Genomic DNA, 20,024 nt, shown 5'->3' with positions numbered 1-20,024 from the left:
GATCCGATGAAGGCGCTGGTCACCGGTGCGGCGGGCTTCGTCGGGCGCCACCTCACCGCGCACCTGGCCGCGATGGGCGACGAGGTCGTCGGGATCGATCGCCACGCCGGGCATCCGGACCTCCTCGACGCTGAGGGCCTGGCGGCGCTAGTGCGGGACGAGGCGCCTGACGCCGTCTACCACCTGGGGGGATGGAGCGACGTGGGCGCCTCCTGGGAGCAGCCGATCGACACGTTCCGGGTGAACGCCGAGGGGACGCTCAACCTGCTGCTCGCGTGCCGGGGGCTGGGCGCGAGGGTGCTCGTCGTGACCAGCGCGGACGTGTACGGCAAGGTGTCACTGGCGGAGCTCCCGCTGACGGAGGAGTCCCCGCTGCGCCCGATCACCCCGTACGCCGCGAGCAAGATCGCCGCCGACTACCTCGGGCTCCAGGCGTGGCTCGGCTATCGGATCGCCGTCGTGCGGGCCCGCGCGTTCAACCACCTCGGTCCCGGGCAGAGCAACCGCTTCGTATGCCCGGCGCTCGCCGAGCGCATCGCCCGCAACGAGCTCGAAGGGCGGGAGGTGGTCCCCGTAGGCAACCTCACGCCCCGGCGCGACTTCACCGATGTCCGTGACGTCGTGCGCGCGTACCGGTTGCTCGTGCTCGACGGGGAACCGGGGGAGGCCTACAACGTGTGCCGAGGGGTCGACATCGCGATCAGCGAGCTCGCGGACCGGCTGGTGGGCATGGCTTCCCGGCCTATGCGCCTCGAGGGCGATCCCGACCTCCAGCGACCGGTCGACGTCCCCATCCTGCGGGGCGACTACACCAAGCTGCACAAGGACACCGGGTGGGAACCACGGATCCCCCTCCACGAGACCCTCGCGGACGTGCTCGATGAGTGGCGCGCCCGCGTCGGGGCCTAACGCTCGTGTGGGCTGGCCCGCAGCGAGCGCAACCGCTCCCGGGCTTCCCGCAACGCTCGTCGCTCCCGCTCGTCGTGGGTCACCTCGGCGAGGTCGGCGAGCACCGACTCCCAACGAGCGATGACCGCCTGGCTGTGCCTCGCTGGCACGTGCTCCAACCAGGCGAGGTCGTTGTCGAGCAGTGCGAGCTGGTGGGCCACCTCCGTGTAACGGGCCACCACCACGGGCAAGCGTTCAGCCTTGGCGGCGGGGTACGACGTGCCGGCGACCAGCTCGTGCGGTTCGAGCTGGAAGACGCTGGCCAGCAGTGCGACGGTGCGCTCTCCCGGGATGGTCAGGCCGGCCTCGAGGTGCGACACCGTCACCCGGGAGACCGCCAGGCGCTCGGCCAGCTCCTGCTGGGTCAACCCGGCCTTGCCCCGAAGCTCCGCGATGCGGCGACCGAGGTTCTCGTTCACGTGCCAACCCACTTAGCAGACAACCGGCCCGAACCACGATAGGACGTACACCCATGGCCCGACGCGCGCTCATCACCGGGATCACCGGCCAGGACGGGTCCTACCTGGCAGAGTTGTTGCTGGAGAAGGGCTACGAGGTGACCGGCATGGTCAGGCGGTCCAGCACCGTCACCTTCGAGCGGATCAGCCACATCCAGGACCGCCTCACACTGGTGCCGGGCGATCTCCTCGACGAGGCCTCGCTGATCGAGGTGCTGCGCAGCCACCGGCCCCATGAGGTCTACAACCTCGCCGCGCAGTCGTTCGTCCAGACCTCGTTCGGTCAACCGGTGCTGACCGGCGAGACCACCGCCCTCGGTGTCACCCGCCTACTCGATGCGATCCGCCTCGTCGACCCCGACATCCGCTTCTACCAGGCGAGCAGCAGCGAGATGTTCGGCAAGGTCGTCGAGGTGCCCCAGAACGAGCGCACACCCTTCTACCCTCGCAGCCCCTACGGCGTGGCGAAGGTCTACGGGCACTGGATCACGGTCAACTACCGGGAGTCCTACCAGCTGCACGCGACGAGCGGCATCCTCTTCAACCACGAGTCGAGCCGGCGGGGCTTGGAATTCGTGACCCGCAAGATCTCCCACGGAGTGGCCCGCATCAAGCTCGGGCTCGACGACGAGCTGCGCCTCGGCAACCTCGAGGCGCAGCGCGACTGGGGCTACGCCGGTGACTACGTCGAGGCGATGTGGCTGATGCTCCAGCAGGACGCGGCCGACGACTACGTCATCGCCACCGGCGAGACCCACTCGGTGCGCGAGTTCTGCGAGCTCGCCTTCGGCCACGTCGGCCTCGACTACGAGGACTTCGTCGTGCAGGACGAGCGCTTCTTCCGCCCGGCGGAGGTCGATCTCCTCGTCGGGGATGCTTCCAAGGCCCGGGCGGTGCTCGGCTGGAAGCCGAAGACCTCATTCGAGGAGCTGGTGCACCTGATGGTCGACGCCGACCTGGCCCTGCTCTCGGACCGAGGCCGGCCCGGTCGTTGACGCCGGGGAGCGACCGGATGATCGCCGTCATCGCCGGGGGTGTCGGAGCCGCCCGGTTCCTCACCGGGCTGGTGCAGGTGGCGGAGCCGGCCAGTATCACGGCCATCGTCAACGTGGGCGACGACCTCGAGCTGCACGGGCTGCACGTCAGCCCCGACATCGACACCGTGACCTACACGCTCGCCGGTGCCGCGGACCCCGAGCGCGGCTGGGGGCTGGCCGACGAGAGCTGGCGGGCGATGGAGGCGCTGGAGCGTTACGGGGGTGCGAGCTGGTTCCGGCTCGGGGACCTCGATCTGGGCACCCACCTCTACCGCACGCAGCGGCTGCTCGACGGCGCACCCCTGTCGATCGTGACAGGCGAGATCGCCCGCGCCTGGGACGTCGAGGTAGCGATCGTCCCGGCCACCGACGATCGCCTCCGCACCATGGTCACTCTTCCCGACGAGGGGGGGCTCGAGGTCGGCTTCCAGGAGTACTTCGTCCAGCGCCGACACGCCGTGCGGGTGTCCGCCCTCCGCTTCGACGGCGCCACCACCGCTCGACCCGCCCCCGGGGTGCTCGACGCCATCACCGGCGCCGACACCGTGGTGGTCGCGCCCTCGAACCCGCTGGTGTCGATCGACCCGATCCTCGCCGTACCGGGGATCCGGGACGCGATCGCCGCTCGGCGCGATCGGGTGGTGGCCGTGTCCCCCATCGTCGCCGGCGCTGCCCTGAAGGGGCCCGCTGACCGGTTGATGAGCGAGCTCGGCCACGAGCCGACCGTCGTAGGGGTGGCCCGTCTCTACCGGGAGATCGCCGCCACCCTCGTGGTGGACGAAGCCGACCGTGAGTTGGCTCCCGCCGTCGAGGAGGAAGGACTTCGCTGCGTCACCGCACCCGCCATCATGTCGGACCTGCACGCTGCATCGGTCCTCGCCGAGACCGTCCTGCGCACAGCCCGGGGCGTCACGTGAACCGCATCGAGATCTTCGGGCTGGCGGGCATCCCCGAGGTCGCGCCCGGCGATGACCTTGCCTCCATCATCGTCTCGACCGCAGCGCGCGACGAGGTGACGGCACTACAGGATGGCGACGTGCTGGTCGTGACCCAGAAGGTCGTCTCGAAAGCCGAGAACCGCCTGGTGCCGATCGACCCGACGAACCCCACCAGCCACAAGACGCTGGTGGAGCAGGAATCGGTCCGGGTGCTGCGCCGCCGGGGCGACCTGGTCATCAGCGAGACGGCGCACGGGTTCGTGTGCGCGAATGCCGGCATCGACCTCTCCAACGTGGCCCGGGGCCAGGCCGCGCTCCTGCCAGCTGACCCAGACCGATCTGCTCGGCGCATTCGCGACGGGATCCGGGGCAAGGCGGGCGTCGAGGTGGCCGTGGTCGTGTCCGACACGTTCGGGCGAGCCTGGCGTCGCGGGGTCGTCGACGTCGCCATCGGCTGCGCGGGCGTGGCGGCGATCGTCGACCTGCGCGGATCGACCGACTCGTTCGGTCGCGAGCTGCAGGTCACCGAGGTGGCGATCGCCGATGAGCTCGCCGCCGCCGCCGAGCTGGTGATGGGGAAGGCCACAGGCATCCCGGTCGCGATCCTGCGGGGCATCGACCGGGCATGGCTGCGCGACTCGAGCGTCCGGGGCGAGCTGGTGAGAGCGCCCGGCGAGGATCTCTTCCGCTAAGCGGGACGCTGTGCTCGGAACCAGTCGAGGACCGCGACCGTGCCCGTGTCCAGATCGGTCCGGGGCGTCCAGCCGAGGATCTTGCCGGCCAGTGCGGGGTCGAGCGCGGAACGGGCCAGCTCCCCTGCTCGGGGAGGGGCGTGGCGGGCGGGCTGTTCGACCCCGGCGGCACGGGCCATGGAGTCGTAGAGCTCGTTGACCGTGGTCTCCACACCGGTGCCGATGTTGAGGAGCATCCCGTCACCGTCGGTCACCGACCGCACGAACGCGTCCACGACGTCGGCGACGTAGACGAAGTCGCGGGTCTGCTCGCCGTCACCGAAGATGGTGCACGGCTTTCCCGACAGGAGTCGTCCGGCGAAGATGGCCACCACCCCTGCCTCGCCGTTGGGGTCCTGGCGCGGCCCGTAGACGTTGGCCAGCGCCAGTGCCGTGAACGCCAGGCCATGCAACGCGTGGTAGCAGAACAGGTAATCGTCGACCACCTTCTTGGCGACGCCGTACGGGGATGTCGGGTGCTGGGGATGGTCCTCGGTGACCGGCAGCGCGTCCGGGCTCGGCTCGCCGTAGATCGTCCCTCCGCTGGAGGCCACCACCACCTTGCGGGCTCCGGCACGCCGAGCGCCCTCCATCACCTGCAGGCTGCCGATGACGTTGACCTCGGCATCGAACACGGGCCGAGCCACCGACACCCGAACGTCGGCCTGGGCGGCCAGGTGGAACACCACCTCAGGAGCGCGAGCTTCGATGAGCTCGACCAGGGTCGCGTCCCGGATGTCGAGGTGGTGGAACCTCAGGCGATCGCCGTGGGCACGCCGGGCGGGCTCGAGGTTCGCGAGGTTGCCGGTCCAGAGGCTGTCCACGACATCGACGTCGTGGCCCTCGGCGAGCAGCCGATCGACGAGATGGCTGCCGATGAAGCCCGCGCCGCCGGTGACGATTGTCTTCATGTCGTCTCCATGGGTATCCGGGCGCCGTGCGCCTTCAGGCCTGGATCCACCGTCATCGCCCCTCCCACCACGGTCAGCTCGTCGAGGACCGCGCCCTCACCCACGACCGCATCGGGGCCGACGATGGACCGCATCACGGTCGCCCCCACAGCGATCCGGGCGCCTGGCAGGACCGCGGAGTCGACGACCCGCGCCCCGGCGTCGATCCGCGCCCCGTCCATCACGATCGAATGCTCGACGTCTGCCTGTTCACTCACCGCCGCGGACGCGGCGATCGCTGGTTCCGGTACACCGCGCACCCCGTCGATGAGGTCGAGTTGCACCTGCAGGTAGGTAGCCGGGGTGCCGGCATCGACCCAGTACGCATCGCTCTGGAGCGCGAACAGCGATCGATCCGCGACCATGGCCGGGAAGGTCTCCCGCTCGATCGACACCCTCCGGCCGGCAGGGATCCGCTCGAGGACCGAGGGCTCGAGTACGTAGGTGCCGGCGTTGATCCAGTGACTCGGCGCCTCGCCCGGCGGCGGCTTCTCGATGAAGGCCTCCACCCGGCCGTCCTGGTCGATGGGGACCACGCCGTAGCGGCTCGGGTCGTCGACCGGCGTGAGGGCGATCGTGCCCTCCGCGTTGCGCTCGCGGTGCACACGCCACAGCTCGGAGATGTCCAGGTCGGTGAGCACGTCACCGTTCACCACCAGGAAGGTGCTGTCGATCCCGCCTTCCTCCGCAGCGAACCGCACCGCGCCGGCCGTGTCGAGCGGTTCAGCTTCCACCGCGTAGTGCAGCCTGACCCCGGCACAGACGTCGTCCGGGTACGCCTCGAGGAACGCATCCGGCCGGTACCCGAGGGAGAGGATCGCGTCGGTCACACCGTGCCGGCTCAGCGCCTCGATGACGCGTTCGATCATCGGTCGGCCCACGATCGGGAGCATCTGCTTCGGGATGGTCGAGGTCAACGGTCGCAGCCGCGTCCCGAAGCCGCCGACCAGGACGACGGCTCTCACGGGGTCGCCGTGGCTGGCGTTGTCGTGGAAGGCTCACTCGGGGTCGGGTCCTGGGAGGGGATGGTGACCGTCGCGCCGGTGTCGGTCTCCCCCTGGACCACCGAGCTCGGCTGGGTCGAGCCGTCCAGCGCGATGGTCGACGTCGGCGAGCCGCCGCCGGGGAGGTCGACGGGATTGTCGAGGTTGGAGAGGCTGGGTGGGCGAGGCACCTCGGCCCCATCCGGGACGATGGCGATCGTGATCGCGTCGCGGTCGGCCTTCAACTGCACCTTGCCGAAGTCGCGGTCGTAGACCGTCGGCTCTGCGTTGGGATCGTCCGCTGGCCAGACATAGACCTTCAGGTTGGCGGGCTGACCGTCGCAGTCCATGCCGTTCTCGTACTTGGTGCCATCGGGCATGGTGATCGAGCTCGAACCGAAGGTCACCCCGACCATGTCGCCCCACTTGGCGAGCGTCGCGTTCTTGCCGCCGTGGCTATCGCTGAAGGGGTGGATGTGGATCAAGCCGTCTCCGTGGGTGTGGATGCCCGTGGTGTCGTTCTTGACGTCGGTGAGGGGAGCACCGAAGGCGTTGCACACGTAGAAGCCGTACGCGTTGTGCCAGTGGTCCTTCGAGGTGGGCGGTGACGCGCTGGCCGGGTCGAGCCCCGACTCACCACGTGCGAACCAGATCAGGCCGACACCGAGCACGACGATGGCGAAGACCGCGAGCGGGAACACGAACTTGCGTTGGGAGGGCCGGACGGACCCACCGGCTCTCGCGGCGCGCGCCACCTTCTTGGAGGAGGATGCCTTGCCCATAGCACGACCACGCTAGTCGCCACGGCTCGGCATTCCGGCGCGCAGGGTGAACAAGAGCTGCTCGTACGCTCCTGCCACCGCAGCCGGCGACGCCCAGGACTCGACGAAGCGCCTTCCCGACGAGCCCATGGCGGCAGCTTCATCAGGCGCGTCCAGCAGGCGCCGGATGGCCTTCGTGAACGACTCCGGGTCCCCCGGGGGGACGGCCAGGCCGGCGCCCGCCCGCTCGACCGTCCGGGCCACCTCGGTACCGGGGTCGACGCTGGCCACGATCGGCCGACCCGCGGCGAGGATCGAGTAGAGCTTGCTCGGGACGCTCGACCACGCCAGGCCCTTCTTGAGCGGCACCACGTGGACGTCCGCCGCAGCCAGGACCTCGGGGAGCCGTTCCTTCGGCTGCATGTCGATGAAGCGGACGTTGGACATCCCCTGGGCGCGTCGTTCCAGCTCGGGGCGAGCAGCCCCGCCGCCATTGATGACGAACACCACTCCGGGCTCATCGACCATCGCCGCCGCTGCGTCGAGGAGCAGCTCGAGCGACTGCGAGAGACCCACATTGCCCGCGTACATGACCACCCGCTTGCCTTCCAGACCGTTGAGGGCGCGGTAGCGGTTCTCTTTCGGCCCGGGAGTGATCCAGCCGGTGTCGACGAAGTTGGGGATGACGTGCACCTTCGCGGCCTGCCGGGCCGCGGCCCGACCGTGCAGGCCCTGTGTGATCTTCGCCTTCACGTTCTCCGCCAGGTCGTCCGACAGGACGGTGACCACGTCGGACCGCCGATAGGAGATGCGCTCCAGGTGCCGCGCCGCGGCGATGACCCGTCGCCCGGTGAGCAGGCCGAGCTCGACCGCGACGTCGGGGAACACGTCCTGGATGTTGAACACCAGCGGCACTCGGTGCACCCTGCTGACGACCCATCCCGCAAGCCCGAGGGTCAGCGGCGGCGACATGGCGAGGACGACATCGGGGCGCGGGCCACCGAGGGCCACTGCCGTAGCGAATCCGGTGAAGCCGCCGAACGCCACGGCTCGGGCCGGGATGTTGCGCTTGTCGGTCGGGAACGGGTGGATCCGGCTGACCCGTCCCCAGCCGGCTCGTTCCGTGCGCACCAGCTGGCCTTCCCAGCCGGGCTCCACCGCGTGGTGCTCGTACCACGGCAGCGAGGTGACCACGTGCAGCCGGTGGCCCCGCTGGACCAGCTCGGCGGCGATCCTCGTCATCACCTCGCCGGTAGGCGCCACGTCCGGCGTGAAGTGCGGACAGAGGATGGTCACCTCGAGCGCTCGACGCGCCGTCACCGGGCACCCCCCCGCGCGGCGGCGATGGCTCGCCGGTACACCTCCGCCAGCCGGTGGGGCGAGTCGCTGCGCTCGAAGGTCGAGGCCCGCGAGCGCGCCCGCCGCGAGAGCTCCGCTCGGAACGGCTCGTCGTCGAGCACCCGGCGGATGGCCCCTGCCCACGCCTCGACGTCGTCAGGGGGGAGGAGCTCGCCCCCGTCGCCAATTACCTCCGCCAGCGCGCCCGCGTCGCTGGCCAGGACCGGGCATCCCCGACTCATCGCTTCGATCACCGGCAAGCCGAAGCCCTCATACCGTGACGGGAACGCTAGTGCGGTGGCCTCCCGGTAGAGCACGTCGAGGTGATCGCTCGGGACCCGGTAGGTCCGCCGGACCTGCGGGCCGATGCCGAGCTCACCGATGAGCCGGCGGCAGTCCGGCTCGGCGGGCCCGCTCCCCGCCGTGAGCACCAGCACGGGCGCCGGGTCCGAGCGGACGGCCAGCGCGAACGCCCGGAGCAGGGTCGCGTGGTTCTTGTGCGGATAGGTGATCGCCGGGTAGAGGACGAACGGGCGACCGACCAGGTCGTATGCTGACAGCACGGTCCCCGCCGGCGTGGCTGGTTCGGGGCATCGAGGGAGATCAGGCGGTACCGTGGTGATCCGAGCGGGATCCACCGCCAGCTGCCTGGCGACGTCCCGGCCGGCCCAGCTGCTCAGGGTGACGATCGCCACGGCAGCCCGAGCGGACCGGGGGACCGCGACCCGGAGGTAGGCCCGCTTGGTCCAGCCGAAGTTCTGGGGCAGGTCCCAGGGCTGCAGGTCGTGGATGGTGAGGACACCGGGAGCTGTTCTGCAAGCGGGCATCGTGCCACCCATGTGATGGACGAGCGCCACCTGCTCCCGGCGCGATCGCCACGCCAGCCACGTGCTCTCGGCCGCCACCCGGAGCGGCTTCGAGCGTCCCGACACCGGCGCCACGATGCAGCGCAGGTCCCGCACCAGGTCCGGGTAGCGCGCCGGGAAGCGCTGGTTCACGAACAGCACGAGCTCCAGATCGGGGAAGCGGTGGGCTTGACGGACCCAGGCGCGCAAAATGCCCACCGTGTACTCCTCGCTCCCGCCGACCACCCCGGGAACCAGCCAGAGGAGGTTGCACCCGATGCGATGGGACGATGATCCCTTCATCTTCCGGCCGCCTCCTCGTAGGCAGCCACGAGCGACTCGGCGGTGCGCTCCCAGGTGAAGGTGGCAGCCCGCTGCCGACCCAGCTCGCCGAGCCGGCGGGCGAGCGCGTCGTCGCGCAGGATCCGCTCCATGGCATGCGCGAGCCCCTCGACATCGGCGGGATCCACGACCAGACCCGCGTCGCCCACCACCTCCTCGGTCGCCGTGCCCGCAGAGGTCACCACCGGGGTCCCCTGAGCCATCGCCTCGAGCACGGGCAGGCCGAAGCCCTCCCGGATGCTCGGGAGGCAGAAGAGCCTCGCGCCGGCATACAGCGCGCGGAGGTCCGGCGGCGGTACGAAGCCGAGCACATGCACCCGGTCACGCAGGCTCGGTCCGATCAGCCGCTCGAGATCCTCGTTCCATCCGGCAGGGCCGGCCAGCACCAGCTCCACACCGTCGTCCTCGAGTCGGCCGAACGCCTCCAGCAGCACCGGTAGGTTCTTGCGCGGCTCGACCGTCCCGGTCCACAGCACGTAGGGCCGTTCGATCCGGCGAGCGGTGAGCGCCTGCCCGACTGCCGATGCCGAGGCGGCCTCGATGCGGATGCCCCAGGGCACCAGCCGGAGCCGGGTCGGGTCGAAGCCGTGAGCCACGCAGTCGTCGATCGTGGCCTGCGAGGGCGCGATCACCAGGTCCGCCTCGCGCCTGGCCAGGTCGATCGCTCGCCGGAAGAACCGCAGACCGTGTTTGGTGACGTGGCCCGGTTGGTGCAGGAACCCCAGGTCGTGCACGGTGACCACCAGCGGTGCCGATCGGGGCGGCACGGCCATGCCGGTGGCGTGGATGACGTCGACCGGCCCGGTCGCCAGCTGGACGGCCGGCCAGCGCAGGGCATGCCAGCTCTCGTAGAGAGCCAGGCGCGGGAGCGGCAGCATCCGCACCGCGATCTCCGGTCGCCATTCGGGCGGGGGTGGGTGGCGATGGCGGGCGCTGACCCCCACCAGATCGAGGTGCGCATGGCGGATCATGGCGCTCACCGCGTCCAGAGCCGATCGCGCCGTGCCCCCCGGCACGTCGTGCCAGCACTGCTCGAGCGTGACCGCGACGCGTAGCTGCCGTGCCATGGCCCCGGCTCAGACGTCGAGGAGCTGGCGGAAGTAGGTCACCGTGCGCTCGATGCCTTCGCGCAGGCCGATCTCCGGTTGCCACCCCAACCGCTGCCGGGCCATCGTCAGATCAGGCTGGCGCTGGCGGGGATCGTCGACCGGCAGCGGCTCATGGACGACCTCTGACGAGGAGCCGGTGACCTCGAGGACCAGGTCCGCGAGCTCACGGACCGTGAACTCCCCGTCGTTGCCGATGTTGACGGGCCCGCTCTCGCCGGAGTCGAGCAGGGCCAGAAATCCCCGGATCTCGTCGTCGACGTAGCAGAAGCTGCGGGTCTGAGTGCCGTCGCCGTAGATGGTGATCGGTTCGCCCTTGAGAGCCTGGACGATGAAGTTCGACACCACGCGACCATCTTCGGCACGCATCCGAGGCCCGTAGGTGTTGAAGATGCGGACGATGCGCACATCGATCCCGTGGTACCGGTGATACGCCATCGTCATCGCTTCGGCGAACCGCTTGGCCTCGTCGTACACCCCGCGGGGGCCGACCGGGTTGACGTGGCCCCAGTAGCTCTCGGGCTGGGGATGCACCTCAGGATCGCCGTACACCTCGCTGGTGGATGCGAGCATGAACGTCGCCTGCTTGGCCTTGGCCAGGCCGAGGCCGTTGTGCGTACCCAGGCTGCCGACCTTGAGCGTCTGGATCGGCATCTCCAGGTAGTCCTTGGGTGATGCCGGGCTGGCGAAATGCAGCACCGCGTCGACCGGTCCCGGCACCCAGAGGTACTCGCTGACGTCGTGCTTCACGAACGTGAAGCCTTCGACGCCGAAGAGATGCTCGATGTTCGCCACCGATCCGGTGACCAGGTTGTCGATGGCGATCACCTCGTCGCCCCGGGCGAGGAGATGATCGGCAAGATGTGAACCGAGGAAGCCTGCTCCCCCGGTGACGACGATCCTGGCCATCAGGTGCGCCCGATGCCCTCGTAGCGGAAGCCCCGGCGCGCCAGCGCGCTGCGGTCGAGGAGGTTGCGGCCGTCGACGACCTGACGGTGGCGGAGCTGCTCACCCACCTTGTCCAGATCGAGCCACTTGAACTCGTCCCACTCGGTGAGCACCGCCAGGACGTCGGCCCCGCCGCAGGCCGCGTACGGATCGTCGCAGACCTGCAGGCCGGGGAGCTGATCGAGCGGCCCGCGGACCGTCGGGTCGTACCCCCGCACCACCGCGCCCGAGTCGAGGAGGCGGCCCACGATCTCCAGTGAGGGTGACTCGCGCAGGTCGTCGGTGTTGGCCTTGAACGTGAGCCCCCACACCGCGACCGTCGATCCCTCCAGCGTGCCCACCATGCGCCTGATCTTCTCCACCACCCGTTCGAACTGCTCATGGTTGACGGAGATCACCCCTTCGAGCAGGTCGAAGTGGTACCCGGCCTCCTTGGCGAGGTACAGCAGCGCCCGCGAATCCTTCGGGAAGCAGCTCCCTCCCCAGCCGGGACCGGGCTTCAGGAACTCGTGCCCGATGCGCTTGTCGTAGCCCATCCCGAGCACGACGTCGTTGACATCCGCCCCGACGGCTTCGCACACCGCGGCGATGGCGTTGACGAACGAAAGCTTGGTCGCCAGGAACGCGTTGCTCGCGTACTTGATGGTCTCGGCGGAAGCGGGGTCGGTGACCATCAACGGAGCCGGGACGTCGAGGTAGAGCGCAGCCACCCGGATGGCGGCGCTCTGGTCGTCGCTGCCGATGATGATCCGGTCGGGATGGAGGAAGTCGGTGACCGCGGAGCCCTCCCTGAGGAACTCGGGGTTGGAGACCACGAACACGTCGGACCGGCCGAGCGCTTGCTCGACGAACCTGGTCGAGCCGACCGGCACCGTCGACTTGTTGACCACCACCGCGGCAGGCGGGAGATGCGGAGCGATCTCCCTCGCCGCGGCTTCGATGTAGCTCAGGTCGGCCGACCCATCGAGCCCCTGTGGCGTCGGGACGCACAGGTATGCGAACTCGGCGTCGCGGACCGCGCCAGCCGCGCCGACCACGAACCGGAGCCGGCCCGACCGCAAGCCCTCCCGCACCATCTCCTCGAGACCAGACTCGAGGATCGGGACCTCGCCGCTGCGCAGACGTTCGATCTTGGCCTCGTCCACGTCGGCGCAGACGACGTCATGGCCCAGGTGGGCGAAGCACGCGCCCGTCGTGAGGCCGACGTACCCCGTGCCGATGACCGCGATCCTGCTTCCCATCCACCCTCACCCTGGCTCGCTGGCAGGCGCCATCGTACTCGTGGGTGGGTGGCCGCCGAGACCAACTGCCGCGGGTCGCGTCGATCAGCCGCAGCTGACCCCGGGCGGTGGCATCGGGACGTAGCCCACCGCGCCCTCGGCAGGTTCGGCCTGTTCGGTAGGGGTGGTGGTGGACGGCAACATCGGAGCGGTCGTCGGTGCGTCGAGGAACGCCTGGAAGTCCTCGAGGGGTCGCGGGTCCGCGCTCACGGAGTTGAAGTCCGTGCCGGTGACCAGGCCGACCGTCACATCGTCGGGCAGGCTCGGATCCATCTCGAAGCCGACCGCCCCGTCGAGATACCTCGCCAGCTCGGCCGCTTGCCGTTCGCTCCCCGGCCGGTAGAGCACGGTCGTCCGATCGACTCGGAAGCTCGAAGCGTCGACGGAGCGCACGCTCACGAACCCGAGACGGCCGAGCGCGTCGAGGGCTTGCCGCCCCTGGCCGCTGCGCCCTGAGCCGTTCCTCACCTCCACCCGGATGCTGGCGACCAGGTCCGAATCGGGGTCCACACCCCGGAACCGGTCGAAGATCGGCTGGGCGCCCTTCTCGTCGAGGAACAGCACCGATGCCGCTCCGGCGAAGCCGCCTCGGGTCGGTGGGGTGAACACCTCCAGGGTGTCGGGATCGAACTCGCGGAACTGCGAACCGAGGTCGAGCAGGTCTTGCGTGGTGAGCTGGTCGTCGAGCGTGACGTTCTTCTGCGCCACCTGGATGAGCTGCGAGAGCGTGAACGGGTTCCGCACGCCTCGGGCCACCGCTCGTTTGAGTGCAGCCTTGATGAAGCTCTGCTGCCTGCTGATACGCCCGTGGTCCGAAGACGGGTCTTCCTTCCACCCCTTGCCCTCGTTGATCTCGAAGTGGCGGCTACGGGCCAAGGCCAAGGCCTGATCGGGGTCGAGGGTCACACAACCGGTCTCGTCCTGCGCCAGCCCCGTCCGGCGGTCGCGGGCCGGCCACGGGAAGTACATGGGAACGCCGTCGATCGCCGCCACGAGCTCCTTGAACCCAGCGAAGTCGACCTGCACGAAGTGGTGGATCGGGATGCCGAAATCCTGCTGGATGGTCTGGATCAGCCGCTCGGGCCCACCCATGGCCATCGCCGAGTTGATGCGCCCCTTCGAGTTCGACCCCGCAATCGGGACCCAGAGGTCCCGGGGCAGCGACAGCAACAGCGCCTTCTCCGAACGGGGATCGAGGCGGAGCACCATGATCGTGTCGGTGTTGAGCGAGTGCGACCGCCCGATGAGCACCGGGTCTCCGGACGACAGGCCACTCCCGTCGTCCACCCCGACGAGCAGGATGTTCTGCGGCTCCCCCGCAGCGGCCCGGTCGTCGAGCACCCCACCGATGCTGATCCGTGGGAGGGCGCTCACCTCGCGCTGCACGTAGGTCAGCGCCGCGGCGGAGCCCAGGCAGATGACCACCAGCCCGACGTTGACGGTGATCAACAGGCGCTGTGGCCACGTCCGGCGGGCTCGTCGCACGGACGGCCACGCTACCAGCGCGCTTGGTGGCGCTTCGCGCGCTACGTGACCGGAAGCCCGAGCTCGCGGGCGATGACCAGCCGCTGGATCTCGCTGGTTCCCTCACCGATCTCGAGCACCTTCGCGTCGCGGTAGTGGCGCGAGACGGGCGTCTCATCCATGAACCCGTAGCCACCGAATATCTGCGTGGCCTCCCGGGTGGCGGTGACAGCCGCTTCGCTCGCGTAGAGCTTGGCGGTGGCGGCCTCCTTCTTGAACGGGCGCCCCGCGTCGGCGAGGGCCGCAGCACGGTAGGTCAAGGCCCGGGCCGCGTCGGCCATCACGGCGAGGTCCGCGACCTTGAACGCCACCGCCTGATTGGCGCCGATGGCCCGACCGAAGGCGATGCGCTCGCACGCGTAGCGCCGGCAGGCGTCCAGGCACGCCTCGATCACCCCGACCGCGAGCGCGGCGATGGCGATCCGGCCCTCGTCCAGGATCGCCAGGAAGTTCGCGAAGCCTCGACCTCGCTCGCCGAGGAGGTTCGAGCCGGGCACCCGGCAGCCGTCGAAGCTCAGGCCGTGGGTGTCGCTCGCGTGCCAGCCCATCTTCCGGTACGGGGGGTGCACGACCATGCCGGGGGAGCCGGCGGGAACGACGATGGTGCTGATCTCGGGTGCCGCGCCGGCCGTCCCGGTGAGCGCGGTGATGGTGATGACGGAGGTGATCGGGGTGCCCGAGTTGGTGATGAACGCCTTCTCACCGTGGATGACCCACTCGCCGCTGGTCTCGTCGAGCCGGGCCCGGGTCCGGGTGCCGCCGGCGTCGCTGCCGGCATCGGGCTCGGTCAGCCCGAACGCACCGAGCGCCCTGCCCGCGCAGAGGTCGGGGAGCCACCGCTGGCGCTGCTCCTCGGTACCGAAGCGGAAGATCGGGTTGGCCCCGAGGCCGACGGCGGCCTCGAGGGTGATGGCCATCGACTGATCCACCCGGGCCAGCTCCTCGATGGCGACGCACAGGGTCGTCAGGTCCGCGCCGCCGCCGCCGTACTCCTCCGGGAAGGGCAACCCGAACAGCCCCAGCTCACCCATGGCCAGCACGGTGTCGACGGGGAAGGTGTGGGACTGGTCCCACTCCTGCGCGCGCGGGGCGATCTCGGCCTCGGCGAACTCGCGCACCACCTTGCGGAACGCGTCCTGCTCGGCCGTCAACTCGAATCCCACGGTTCGATCGTAGGCCGCGCCGCCCATAGGCTCGACCCGTGGACGACGCCCTCGCGGTCGTGGGTGACCGGCTCGCCACCGAGCTGCTGGACGTCACCGACGATCTGGCCGCACTCGACAGCTCGGGCTTCTGGGCGGTCGTGGTGCCCTTCACCGGGCGCCCCGTCTGCGCCCGATTCGGCCGGGTGCGCCCCGCGAGGCCCTGGCCGGGTCGGCCCTGGATCGGCCCTCCGGCCGGCGCGTGGACCACGAGCCTCGATCGTGGGGGGTTCGAGCGCGGCGTGCGCACCATCCGCGAGGCGATCGCCGCCGGTGACGTGTACCAGGTCAACCTCACCCGGCGGCTCTCCGCCCCGGTGCCTCCCGGCGCGAAGGTCGCGGCGCTCGGCGCCGTGCTGGCGCTCGGCAACCCCGCCCCCTTCAGCGCGGTGGTCGATCTGCCGGACCACGGCGTGCACGTCGCCTCTGCCAGCCCCGAGCGGTTCCTCTCCCGGCGCGGCGACCGGGTGTGGTCGTCACCCATCAAGGGCACCGCCCCCAGCCCTGAGGAGCTGACCGCCAAGGACAGGGCGGAGAACGTGATGATCGTCGACCTGGTCCGCAACGACCTGGGTCGGGTGTGCGACTACGGCACCGTCCGAGTCCCTTCCCTGCTCGCCCTGGAGCGCCACCCCGGCCTGGTCCACCTGGTCAGCACGATCGAGGGTCGCCTGCGCCCGGGGACGGGATGGCCCGAGCTCCTGGAGGCCACGTTCCCGCCCGGATCGGTGACCGGGGCACCGAAGCTGGCGGCACTCGATCTCATCGAACGCCTCGAGCCGGCACCACGCGGGGTGTATTGCGGGGCCGTGGGCTGGGTGGATGCGGATCGCCGCGCCGGCGACCTGAACGTGGCCATCCGTACCTTCTGGATCGAGGAGGGCCGGCTCCATCTCGGTACGGGCGGCGGCATCACCTGGGGATCCACCCCTGAGGGCGAGTGGGCCGAGACCGACCTCAAGGCCCGCAACCTCCTCAACGTCGCCTCCGGCGCCTTCGTGCCGGCATGAGCTGCGCGACAGCCCGGCGCGCGAACATGCCGGGGTGACCCCCGACTCGCCGCTGGTGTGGATCGACGGAGCGCTGCGCGCCCCCGACGACGCGTCGGTGTCCGCGTGGGATCACGGGCTGACGGTCGGCGACGGCGTGTTCGAGACGACCAAGGTGCTGCACGGCCAGGCGTTCGCCCTGACCCGCCATTTCCGCCGGCTCCGGCGTTCCGCGGCCGGCCTCGGCCTCGAGATCCCCTACGACGACGGCGAGCTGCGCGCCGGTGTCGCCGCCACCATCGCCGCCAACCACCTCACCGAGGGTCGAGCCCGGATCACCGTCACCGGTGGCGCCGGACCGCTGGGCTCCAACCGGGGCGACGGTGGCCCTACGATCCTGATCGCGGTCAGCCCGCAGCCGCCGTGGCCCCCATCGGCTGCGGTGGTGACCGTTCCCTGGCGGCGGAACGAGCACAGCGCGGTGGCCGGCCTCAAAACGACCTCCTACGCCGAGAACGTGGTCGCACTCCGGTACGCGAACGAGCACGGCGGCCAGGAGGCGATCTTCGCCAACACGGCCGGCAACCTCTGCGAAGGGACGGGGACCAACGTCTTCCTCGGTCTCGACGGCAGGTTGTGGACTCCCCCGCTCAGCGCCGGTTGCCTCGCCGGGATCACCCGCGAGCTGGTGCTGGAGCTGGTCGAGGTGGTGGAAGCGGACATCCCGCTCGACCGCCTGGCACAGGCCGACGAGGCGTTCCTGACGTCGAGCACCCGCGACATCCAGCCCATCCGATCGGTCGACGGCGTCGTGCTGGCGGCGTGCCCCGGCCCGCTGACCGAGCACGCCATGCGAGCCTTCCGCGAGTTGCAGGCCCGAACCCTCGACCCCTGAGCGGAAGGCCCCTCACGGCAGCCGTCACTCAACCGTGGCGCAGGTGCACCACGTCGCCGGCGGTGATCTCGATCGCCGAGCCGGTCTCGTGCTCGACGACCAGGTGACCGTCCGCCGTCACGTCGACCGCTCGACCTTCGAGCGTGCCGCCCGGTCGCTCGACCCGCACCTCGCGCCCGACCGTCGCGGAGCGCGCCAGGTAGGTGGCGCGCAGCAGGTCGCGCCCCTCCTCGTGCTCGAGCTGGGCGCACCAGCTGTCGAGCTCGCGCAGCAGTGCCACGAGCAGGTCCTCGCGATCCACCTCCCTGCCGGTCACCAGGTTGAGGGCGGTGGCGATGCCTGCGAGCTCCTCCGGAATCGTCTCCGGCCAATTCACGTTCAGCCCGAGCCCCACCACGACCGCTTCGAGCACGTCGTGCTCGATGATCGACTCGGCGAGGATGCCCCCCGCCTTGCGCTCGACACCGTCGAGGTCGACGAGGAGGTCGTTCGGCCACTTCAGCCGGAGCTCGATATCCGCCACCTGCTGGCAGGCGGTGACCGCCGACAGCCCGACGGCACTCGCCACCAGGTGAGCCTGGGAGGGCTTCAGCGCGGGTCGCAACAGCACCGACAGGAGCAGGGACGCGCCCGGTGGGGACTCCCACGACCGGCCGAGGCGCCCACGGCCCGCGGTCTGGTGGTCTGCCACCAGCACGACGCCCTCGGGTGCACCTGCTGCCGCCTCCCGGAGCAGGTCAGCGTTCGTCGACGTGGTCTCGGCCACCCAGCGGAGGTCCGCGAAACGGGTGCCCGAGAGATCCGATCTGGCACGGTCCCCTCGCATGCAGGTAACCATATGGCGTGCTGACCAAGGTTCTCATCGCCAACCGGGGCGAGATCGCGGTTCGGGTCATCCGGGCCTGCCAGGAGATGGGCATCGCCACGGTGGCCGTGTACTCCGAGCTCGACCGGGATGCTCTTCACGTCCGGCTGGCCGACGAGGCGTTCGCCCTCGGCGGGCAGACCGCAGCGGAGAGCTACCTCAACACCGCCGCCATCCTCGATGCCATCGCGCGCTCGGGCGCGGACGGTGTTCACCCGGGATACGGGTTCTTCTCCGAGAACACCGACTTCGCCCGCGCCATCACCGCGCAGGGGGTGACCTTCATCGGACCACCTCCCGAGGCCATCGAGGTCATGGGCGACAAGGTCAGCAGCCGGCGGGCCGCCGAGGCCGCCGGCGTGGCTGGTGTGCCGGGGACCACCGAGTTCCTCGAGAGCGCGGACCAGGTGATCGCCTTCGGCGAGGAGCACGGTTGGCCGGTGGCGATCAAGGCGGCCTATGGAGGGGGCGGCCGCGGCATGCGGGTCGTGCGATCTGCGGACGAGGCGGCCGAGGCGTTCGAGTCGGCGCAGTCCGAGGCACTCAAGGGCTTCGGTCGGGCCGAGTGCTACGTCGAGCGGTACCTCCCCTGGCCCCGCCACATCGAGATGCAGATCATCGGCGACACCCACGGCAACTGCGTGTGGGTCGGCGAGCGCGACTGCTCGGCGCAGCGCCGTCACCAGAAGCTGGTGGAGGAGAGCCCCGCACCGGCCTTCCCCGACGAGATCCGCCGAGCCATGGGCGAAGCGGCGGTGAAGGTGGCTCAGGCGTGCGGTTACTACAACGCCGGCACCGTCGAGTTCCTGTACCAGGACGGTGCGTTCTACTTCCTGGAGATGAACACCCGGCTGCAGGTCGAGCACCCGGTCACCGAGATGGTCACCGGCATCGACCTCGTGGCCGAACAGATCCGGGTGGCATCGGGTGAGCCGCTGTCGTTCACCCAGGACGAGATCGTGCGCACCGGCCATGCCATCGAGGTGCGGGTCAACGCCGAGGACCCGGCGGGGGGCGCGTTCATCCCCTCACCGGGGCCGATCCACAAGCTGGTGCCCCCCCAGGGATTCGGTGTGCGGTGGGACGGCGGCTACGAGTCCGGCGATGCGGTCAGCCAGTTCTACGACAACCTGGTCGGCAAGCTGATCGTGTGGGGTCGCGACCGCGACGTCGCCATCCGACGGATGGTGCGGGCCCTGCGGGAGATGACGATCGAGGGCATCGCCACCACGATCCCCGCCGACATCGCCATCCTCGAGCACCCCGACTTCCGGTCCGCTGCTCACTCGACGAAGTGGGTGGAGGAAGTGCTCGACCTCAGCGGGGTGGGTGGCCAGACGCCCGGCGGCGAAACACCAGCGACGGAGCCGAAGACCCGCCGCGACGTCGATGTCGAGGTGAACGGCAAGCGGTTCAGCGTCACGATGTGGCTGCCCGAGTCGATCGCTGCCGCACCAGCGGGCGCCGCCCGGTCGGCATCTGCCGGTCCCCGACCCCGGCGAGCAGCCGGCGGCGCCGCCGGGGGCGCGAGCGCCGCGGGCTCCGGCGCTGTCACGGTGCCGATGCAGGGCACGATCGTGAAGGTGCTCGTCGAGGTCGGCGACCAGGTCGAGGTCGGCCAGACCGTGTGCGTCCTCGAGGCGATGAAGATGGAGAACAACATCAACGCCGACAAGGCGGGAACGGTCAAGGACGTCAAGGTCGCCCCCGGGGATTCCGTCGGATCGGGCGACGTGGTCGCGGTGATCGACTAGACCGTCCTGTCCGGGGGTCCTGTTGACAGGTGGACCCTGTGGAGGGTGTCAGTTTGTCTGTCGGGCTTTGAGGGTGTCGAGCATGTGTTTGGGTGTGCGGCCGGCCATGTAGTTGCTGTGGTTCGGACGC

At 70.1% G+C, this 20,024-nt stretch carries 19 protein-coding genes; 7 read left to right on the top strand and 12 right to left on the bottom strand.

Features of this window, described 5'->3' with window-relative positions:
- Positions 1 to 6: 6 nt before the first annotated feature.
- Complete coding sequence (locus tag HZF19_RS12905) at positions 7 to 909, top strand: GDP-mannose 4,6-dehydratase (RefSeq protein ID WP_208029200.1); 903 nt, start codon at positions 7 to 9, stop codon at positions 907 to 909.
- Here HZF19_RS12905 and HZF19_RS12900 read toward each other — a convergent pair.
- Positions 906 to 1,367 (bottom strand): helix-turn-helix transcriptional regulator, encoded by a 462-nt coding sequence (locus HZF19_RS12900; RefSeq protein ID WP_208029199.1) that lies wholly within the window; start codon positions 1,365 to 1,367, stop codon positions 906 to 908. The two genes, HZF19_RS12905 and HZF19_RS12900, sit on opposite strands and share 4 nt — an antisense overlap.
- A 53-nt stretch (positions 1,368 to 1,420) precedes the next feature.
- Between HZF19_RS12900 and gmd the strand changes: the two genes are divergently transcribed.
- Genes gmd through cofE form a run of 3 tightly spaced genes read left to right on the top strand, consistent with a single transcriptional unit; the run spans position 1,421 to position 4,073 of the window.
- Positions 1,421 to 2,401, top strand: a complete 981-nt coding sequence (gene gmd / locus HZF19_RS12895; RefSeq protein WP_208029198.1) for a GDP-mannose 4,6-dehydratase — start codon at positions 1,421 to 1,423, stop codon at positions 2,399 to 2,401.
- 17 nt (positions 2,402 to 2,418) lie between these two features.
- Positions 2,419 to 3,360: a 2-phospho-L-lactate transferase gene (gene cofD, locus HZF19_RS12890; protein ID WP_235980035.1), complete on the top strand. Its 942-nt coding sequence runs from the start codon at positions 2,419 to 2,421 to the stop codon at positions 3,358 to 3,360.
- Positions 3,357 to 4,073, top strand: coding sequence for a coenzyme F420-0:L-glutamate ligase (gene cofE, locus HZF19_RS12885; protein ID WP_208029196.1), 717 nt, complete (start codon positions 3,357 to 3,359; stop codon positions 4,071 to 4,073). Before cofD ends, cofE begins: the two co-directional genes overlap by 4 nt.
- On the opposite strand, the gene HZF19_RS12880 is transcribed toward cofE, so the two are convergent.
- The 10 genes from HZF19_RS12880 to HZF19_RS12835 all read right to left on the bottom strand — a co-directional run bounded on the left by HZF19_RS12880 (position 4,070) and on the right by HZF19_RS12835 (position 15,352).
- On the bottom strand, positions 4,070 to 5,023 hold the full coding sequence (locus HZF19_RS12880; RefSeq protein ID WP_208029195.1) for an NAD-dependent epimerase/dehydratase family protein: 954 nt from the start codon (positions 5,021 to 5,023) through the stop codon (positions 4,070 to 4,072). The two genes, cofE and HZF19_RS12880, sit on opposite strands and share 4 nt — an antisense overlap.
- Entirely contained in the window at positions 5,020 to 6,027 is a 1,008-nt protein-coding gene (locus tag HZF19_RS12875; protein WP_208029194.1) for a nucleotidyltransferase family protein, read from the bottom strand. The genes HZF19_RS12880 and HZF19_RS12875 overlap by 4 nt, the downstream gene beginning before the upstream one ends.
- Complete coding sequence (locus tag HZF19_RS12870; RefSeq protein WP_208029193.1) at positions 6,024 to 6,827, bottom strand: hypothetical protein; 804 nt, start codon at positions 6,825 to 6,827, stop codon at positions 6,024 to 6,026. Before HZF19_RS12870 ends, HZF19_RS12875 begins: the two co-directional genes overlap by 4 nt.
- Before the next feature lie 12 nt (positions 6,828 to 6,839).
- Positions 6,840 to 8,126, bottom strand: coding sequence for a glycosyltransferase family 4 protein (locus tag HZF19_RS12865; protein WP_307781220.1), 1,287 nt, complete (start codon positions 8,124 to 8,126; stop codon positions 6,840 to 6,842).
- Positions 8,123 to 9,292, bottom strand: coding sequence for a glycosyltransferase family 4 protein (locus HZF19_RS12860; RefSeq protein ID WP_208029192.1), 1,170 nt, complete (start codon positions 9,290 to 9,292; stop codon positions 8,123 to 8,125). The genes HZF19_RS12865 and HZF19_RS12860 overlap by 4 nt, the downstream gene beginning before the upstream one ends.
- Complete coding sequence (locus HZF19_RS12855; protein ID WP_208029191.1) at positions 9,289 to 10,398, bottom strand: glycosyltransferase family 4 protein; 1,110 nt, start codon at positions 10,396 to 10,398, stop codon at positions 9,289 to 9,291. Before HZF19_RS12855 ends, HZF19_RS12860 begins: the two co-directional genes overlap by 4 nt.
- A gap of 9 nt (positions 10,399 to 10,407) precedes the next feature.
- Positions 10,408 to 11,346: a UDP-glucuronic acid decarboxylase family protein gene (locus HZF19_RS12850; protein WP_208029190.1), complete on the bottom strand. Its 939-nt coding sequence runs from the start codon at positions 11,344 to 11,346 to the stop codon at positions 10,408 to 10,410.
- Positions 11,346 to 12,626, bottom strand: a complete 1,281-nt coding sequence (locus HZF19_RS12845; protein ID WP_208029189.1) for a UDP-glucose dehydrogenase family protein — start codon at positions 12,624 to 12,626, stop codon at positions 11,346 to 11,348. The genes HZF19_RS12850 and HZF19_RS12845 overlap by 1 nt, the downstream gene beginning before the upstream one ends.
- A gap of 84 nt (positions 12,627 to 12,710) precedes the next feature.
- A complete protein-coding gene (locus HZF19_RS12840; protein WP_208029188.1) occupies positions 12,711 to 14,150 on the bottom strand; it encodes an LCP family protein in 1,440 nt (479 codons plus the stop codon).
- Positions 14,151 to 14,191: 41 nt separating this feature from the next.
- Positions 14,192 to 15,352 (bottom strand): acyl-CoA dehydrogenase family protein, encoded by a 1,161-nt coding sequence (locus HZF19_RS12835; RefSeq protein WP_208029187.1) that lies wholly within the window; start codon positions 15,350 to 15,352, stop codon positions 14,192 to 14,194.
- 38 nt (positions 15,353 to 15,390) lie between these two features.
- Between HZF19_RS12835 and HZF19_RS12830 the strand changes: the two genes are divergently transcribed.
- Positions 15,391 to 16,401 carry an anthranilate synthase component I family protein gene (locus HZF19_RS12830; protein ID WP_208029186.1) on the top strand — a complete coding sequence of 337 codons (1,011 nt, stop codon included), beginning with the start codon at positions 15,391 to 15,393 and terminating at the stop codon, positions 16,399 to 16,401.
- Positions 16,402 to 16,435: 34 nt separating this feature from the next.
- A complete protein-coding gene (locus tag HZF19_RS12825) occupies positions 16,436 to 17,275 on the top strand; it encodes an aminotransferase class IV (RefSeq protein ID WP_208029185.1) in 840 nt (279 codons plus the stop codon).
- Between the two features lie 28 nt (positions 17,276 to 17,303).
- Here the strand turns inward: HZF19_RS12825 and HZF19_RS12820 are convergent, their stop codons facing one another.
- A complete protein-coding gene (locus HZF19_RS12820) occupies positions 17,304 to 18,101 on the bottom strand; it encodes a biotin--[acetyl-CoA-carboxylase] ligase (RefSeq protein ID WP_208029184.1) in 798 nt (265 codons plus the stop codon).
- A 17-nt stretch (positions 18,102 to 18,118) separates the two neighbouring features.
- Here HZF19_RS12820 and HZF19_RS12815 point away from each other — a divergent pair, with 17 nt between their 5' ends.
- The gene (locus HZF19_RS12815) at positions 18,119 to 19,894 is read left to right on the top strand and encodes an acetyl-CoA carboxylase biotin carboxylase subunit (protein ID WP_307781219.1); all 1,776 of its coding nucleotides are present in this window, start codon (positions 18,119 to 18,121) and stop codon (positions 19,892 to 19,894) included.
- Positions 19,895 to 20,024 lie beyond the last annotated feature (130 nt).

This window comes from Rhabdothermincola sediminis (genome assembly GCF_014805525.1).
GTDB lineage: Bacteria > Actinomycetota > Acidimicrobiia > Acidimicrobiales > Acidimicrobilacustridaceae > Rhabdothermincola > Rhabdothermincola sediminis.
The sequence above is the reverse complement of the archived record's forward strand: the minus strand, read 5'-3'. Positions and strand labels throughout refer to the sequence as shown.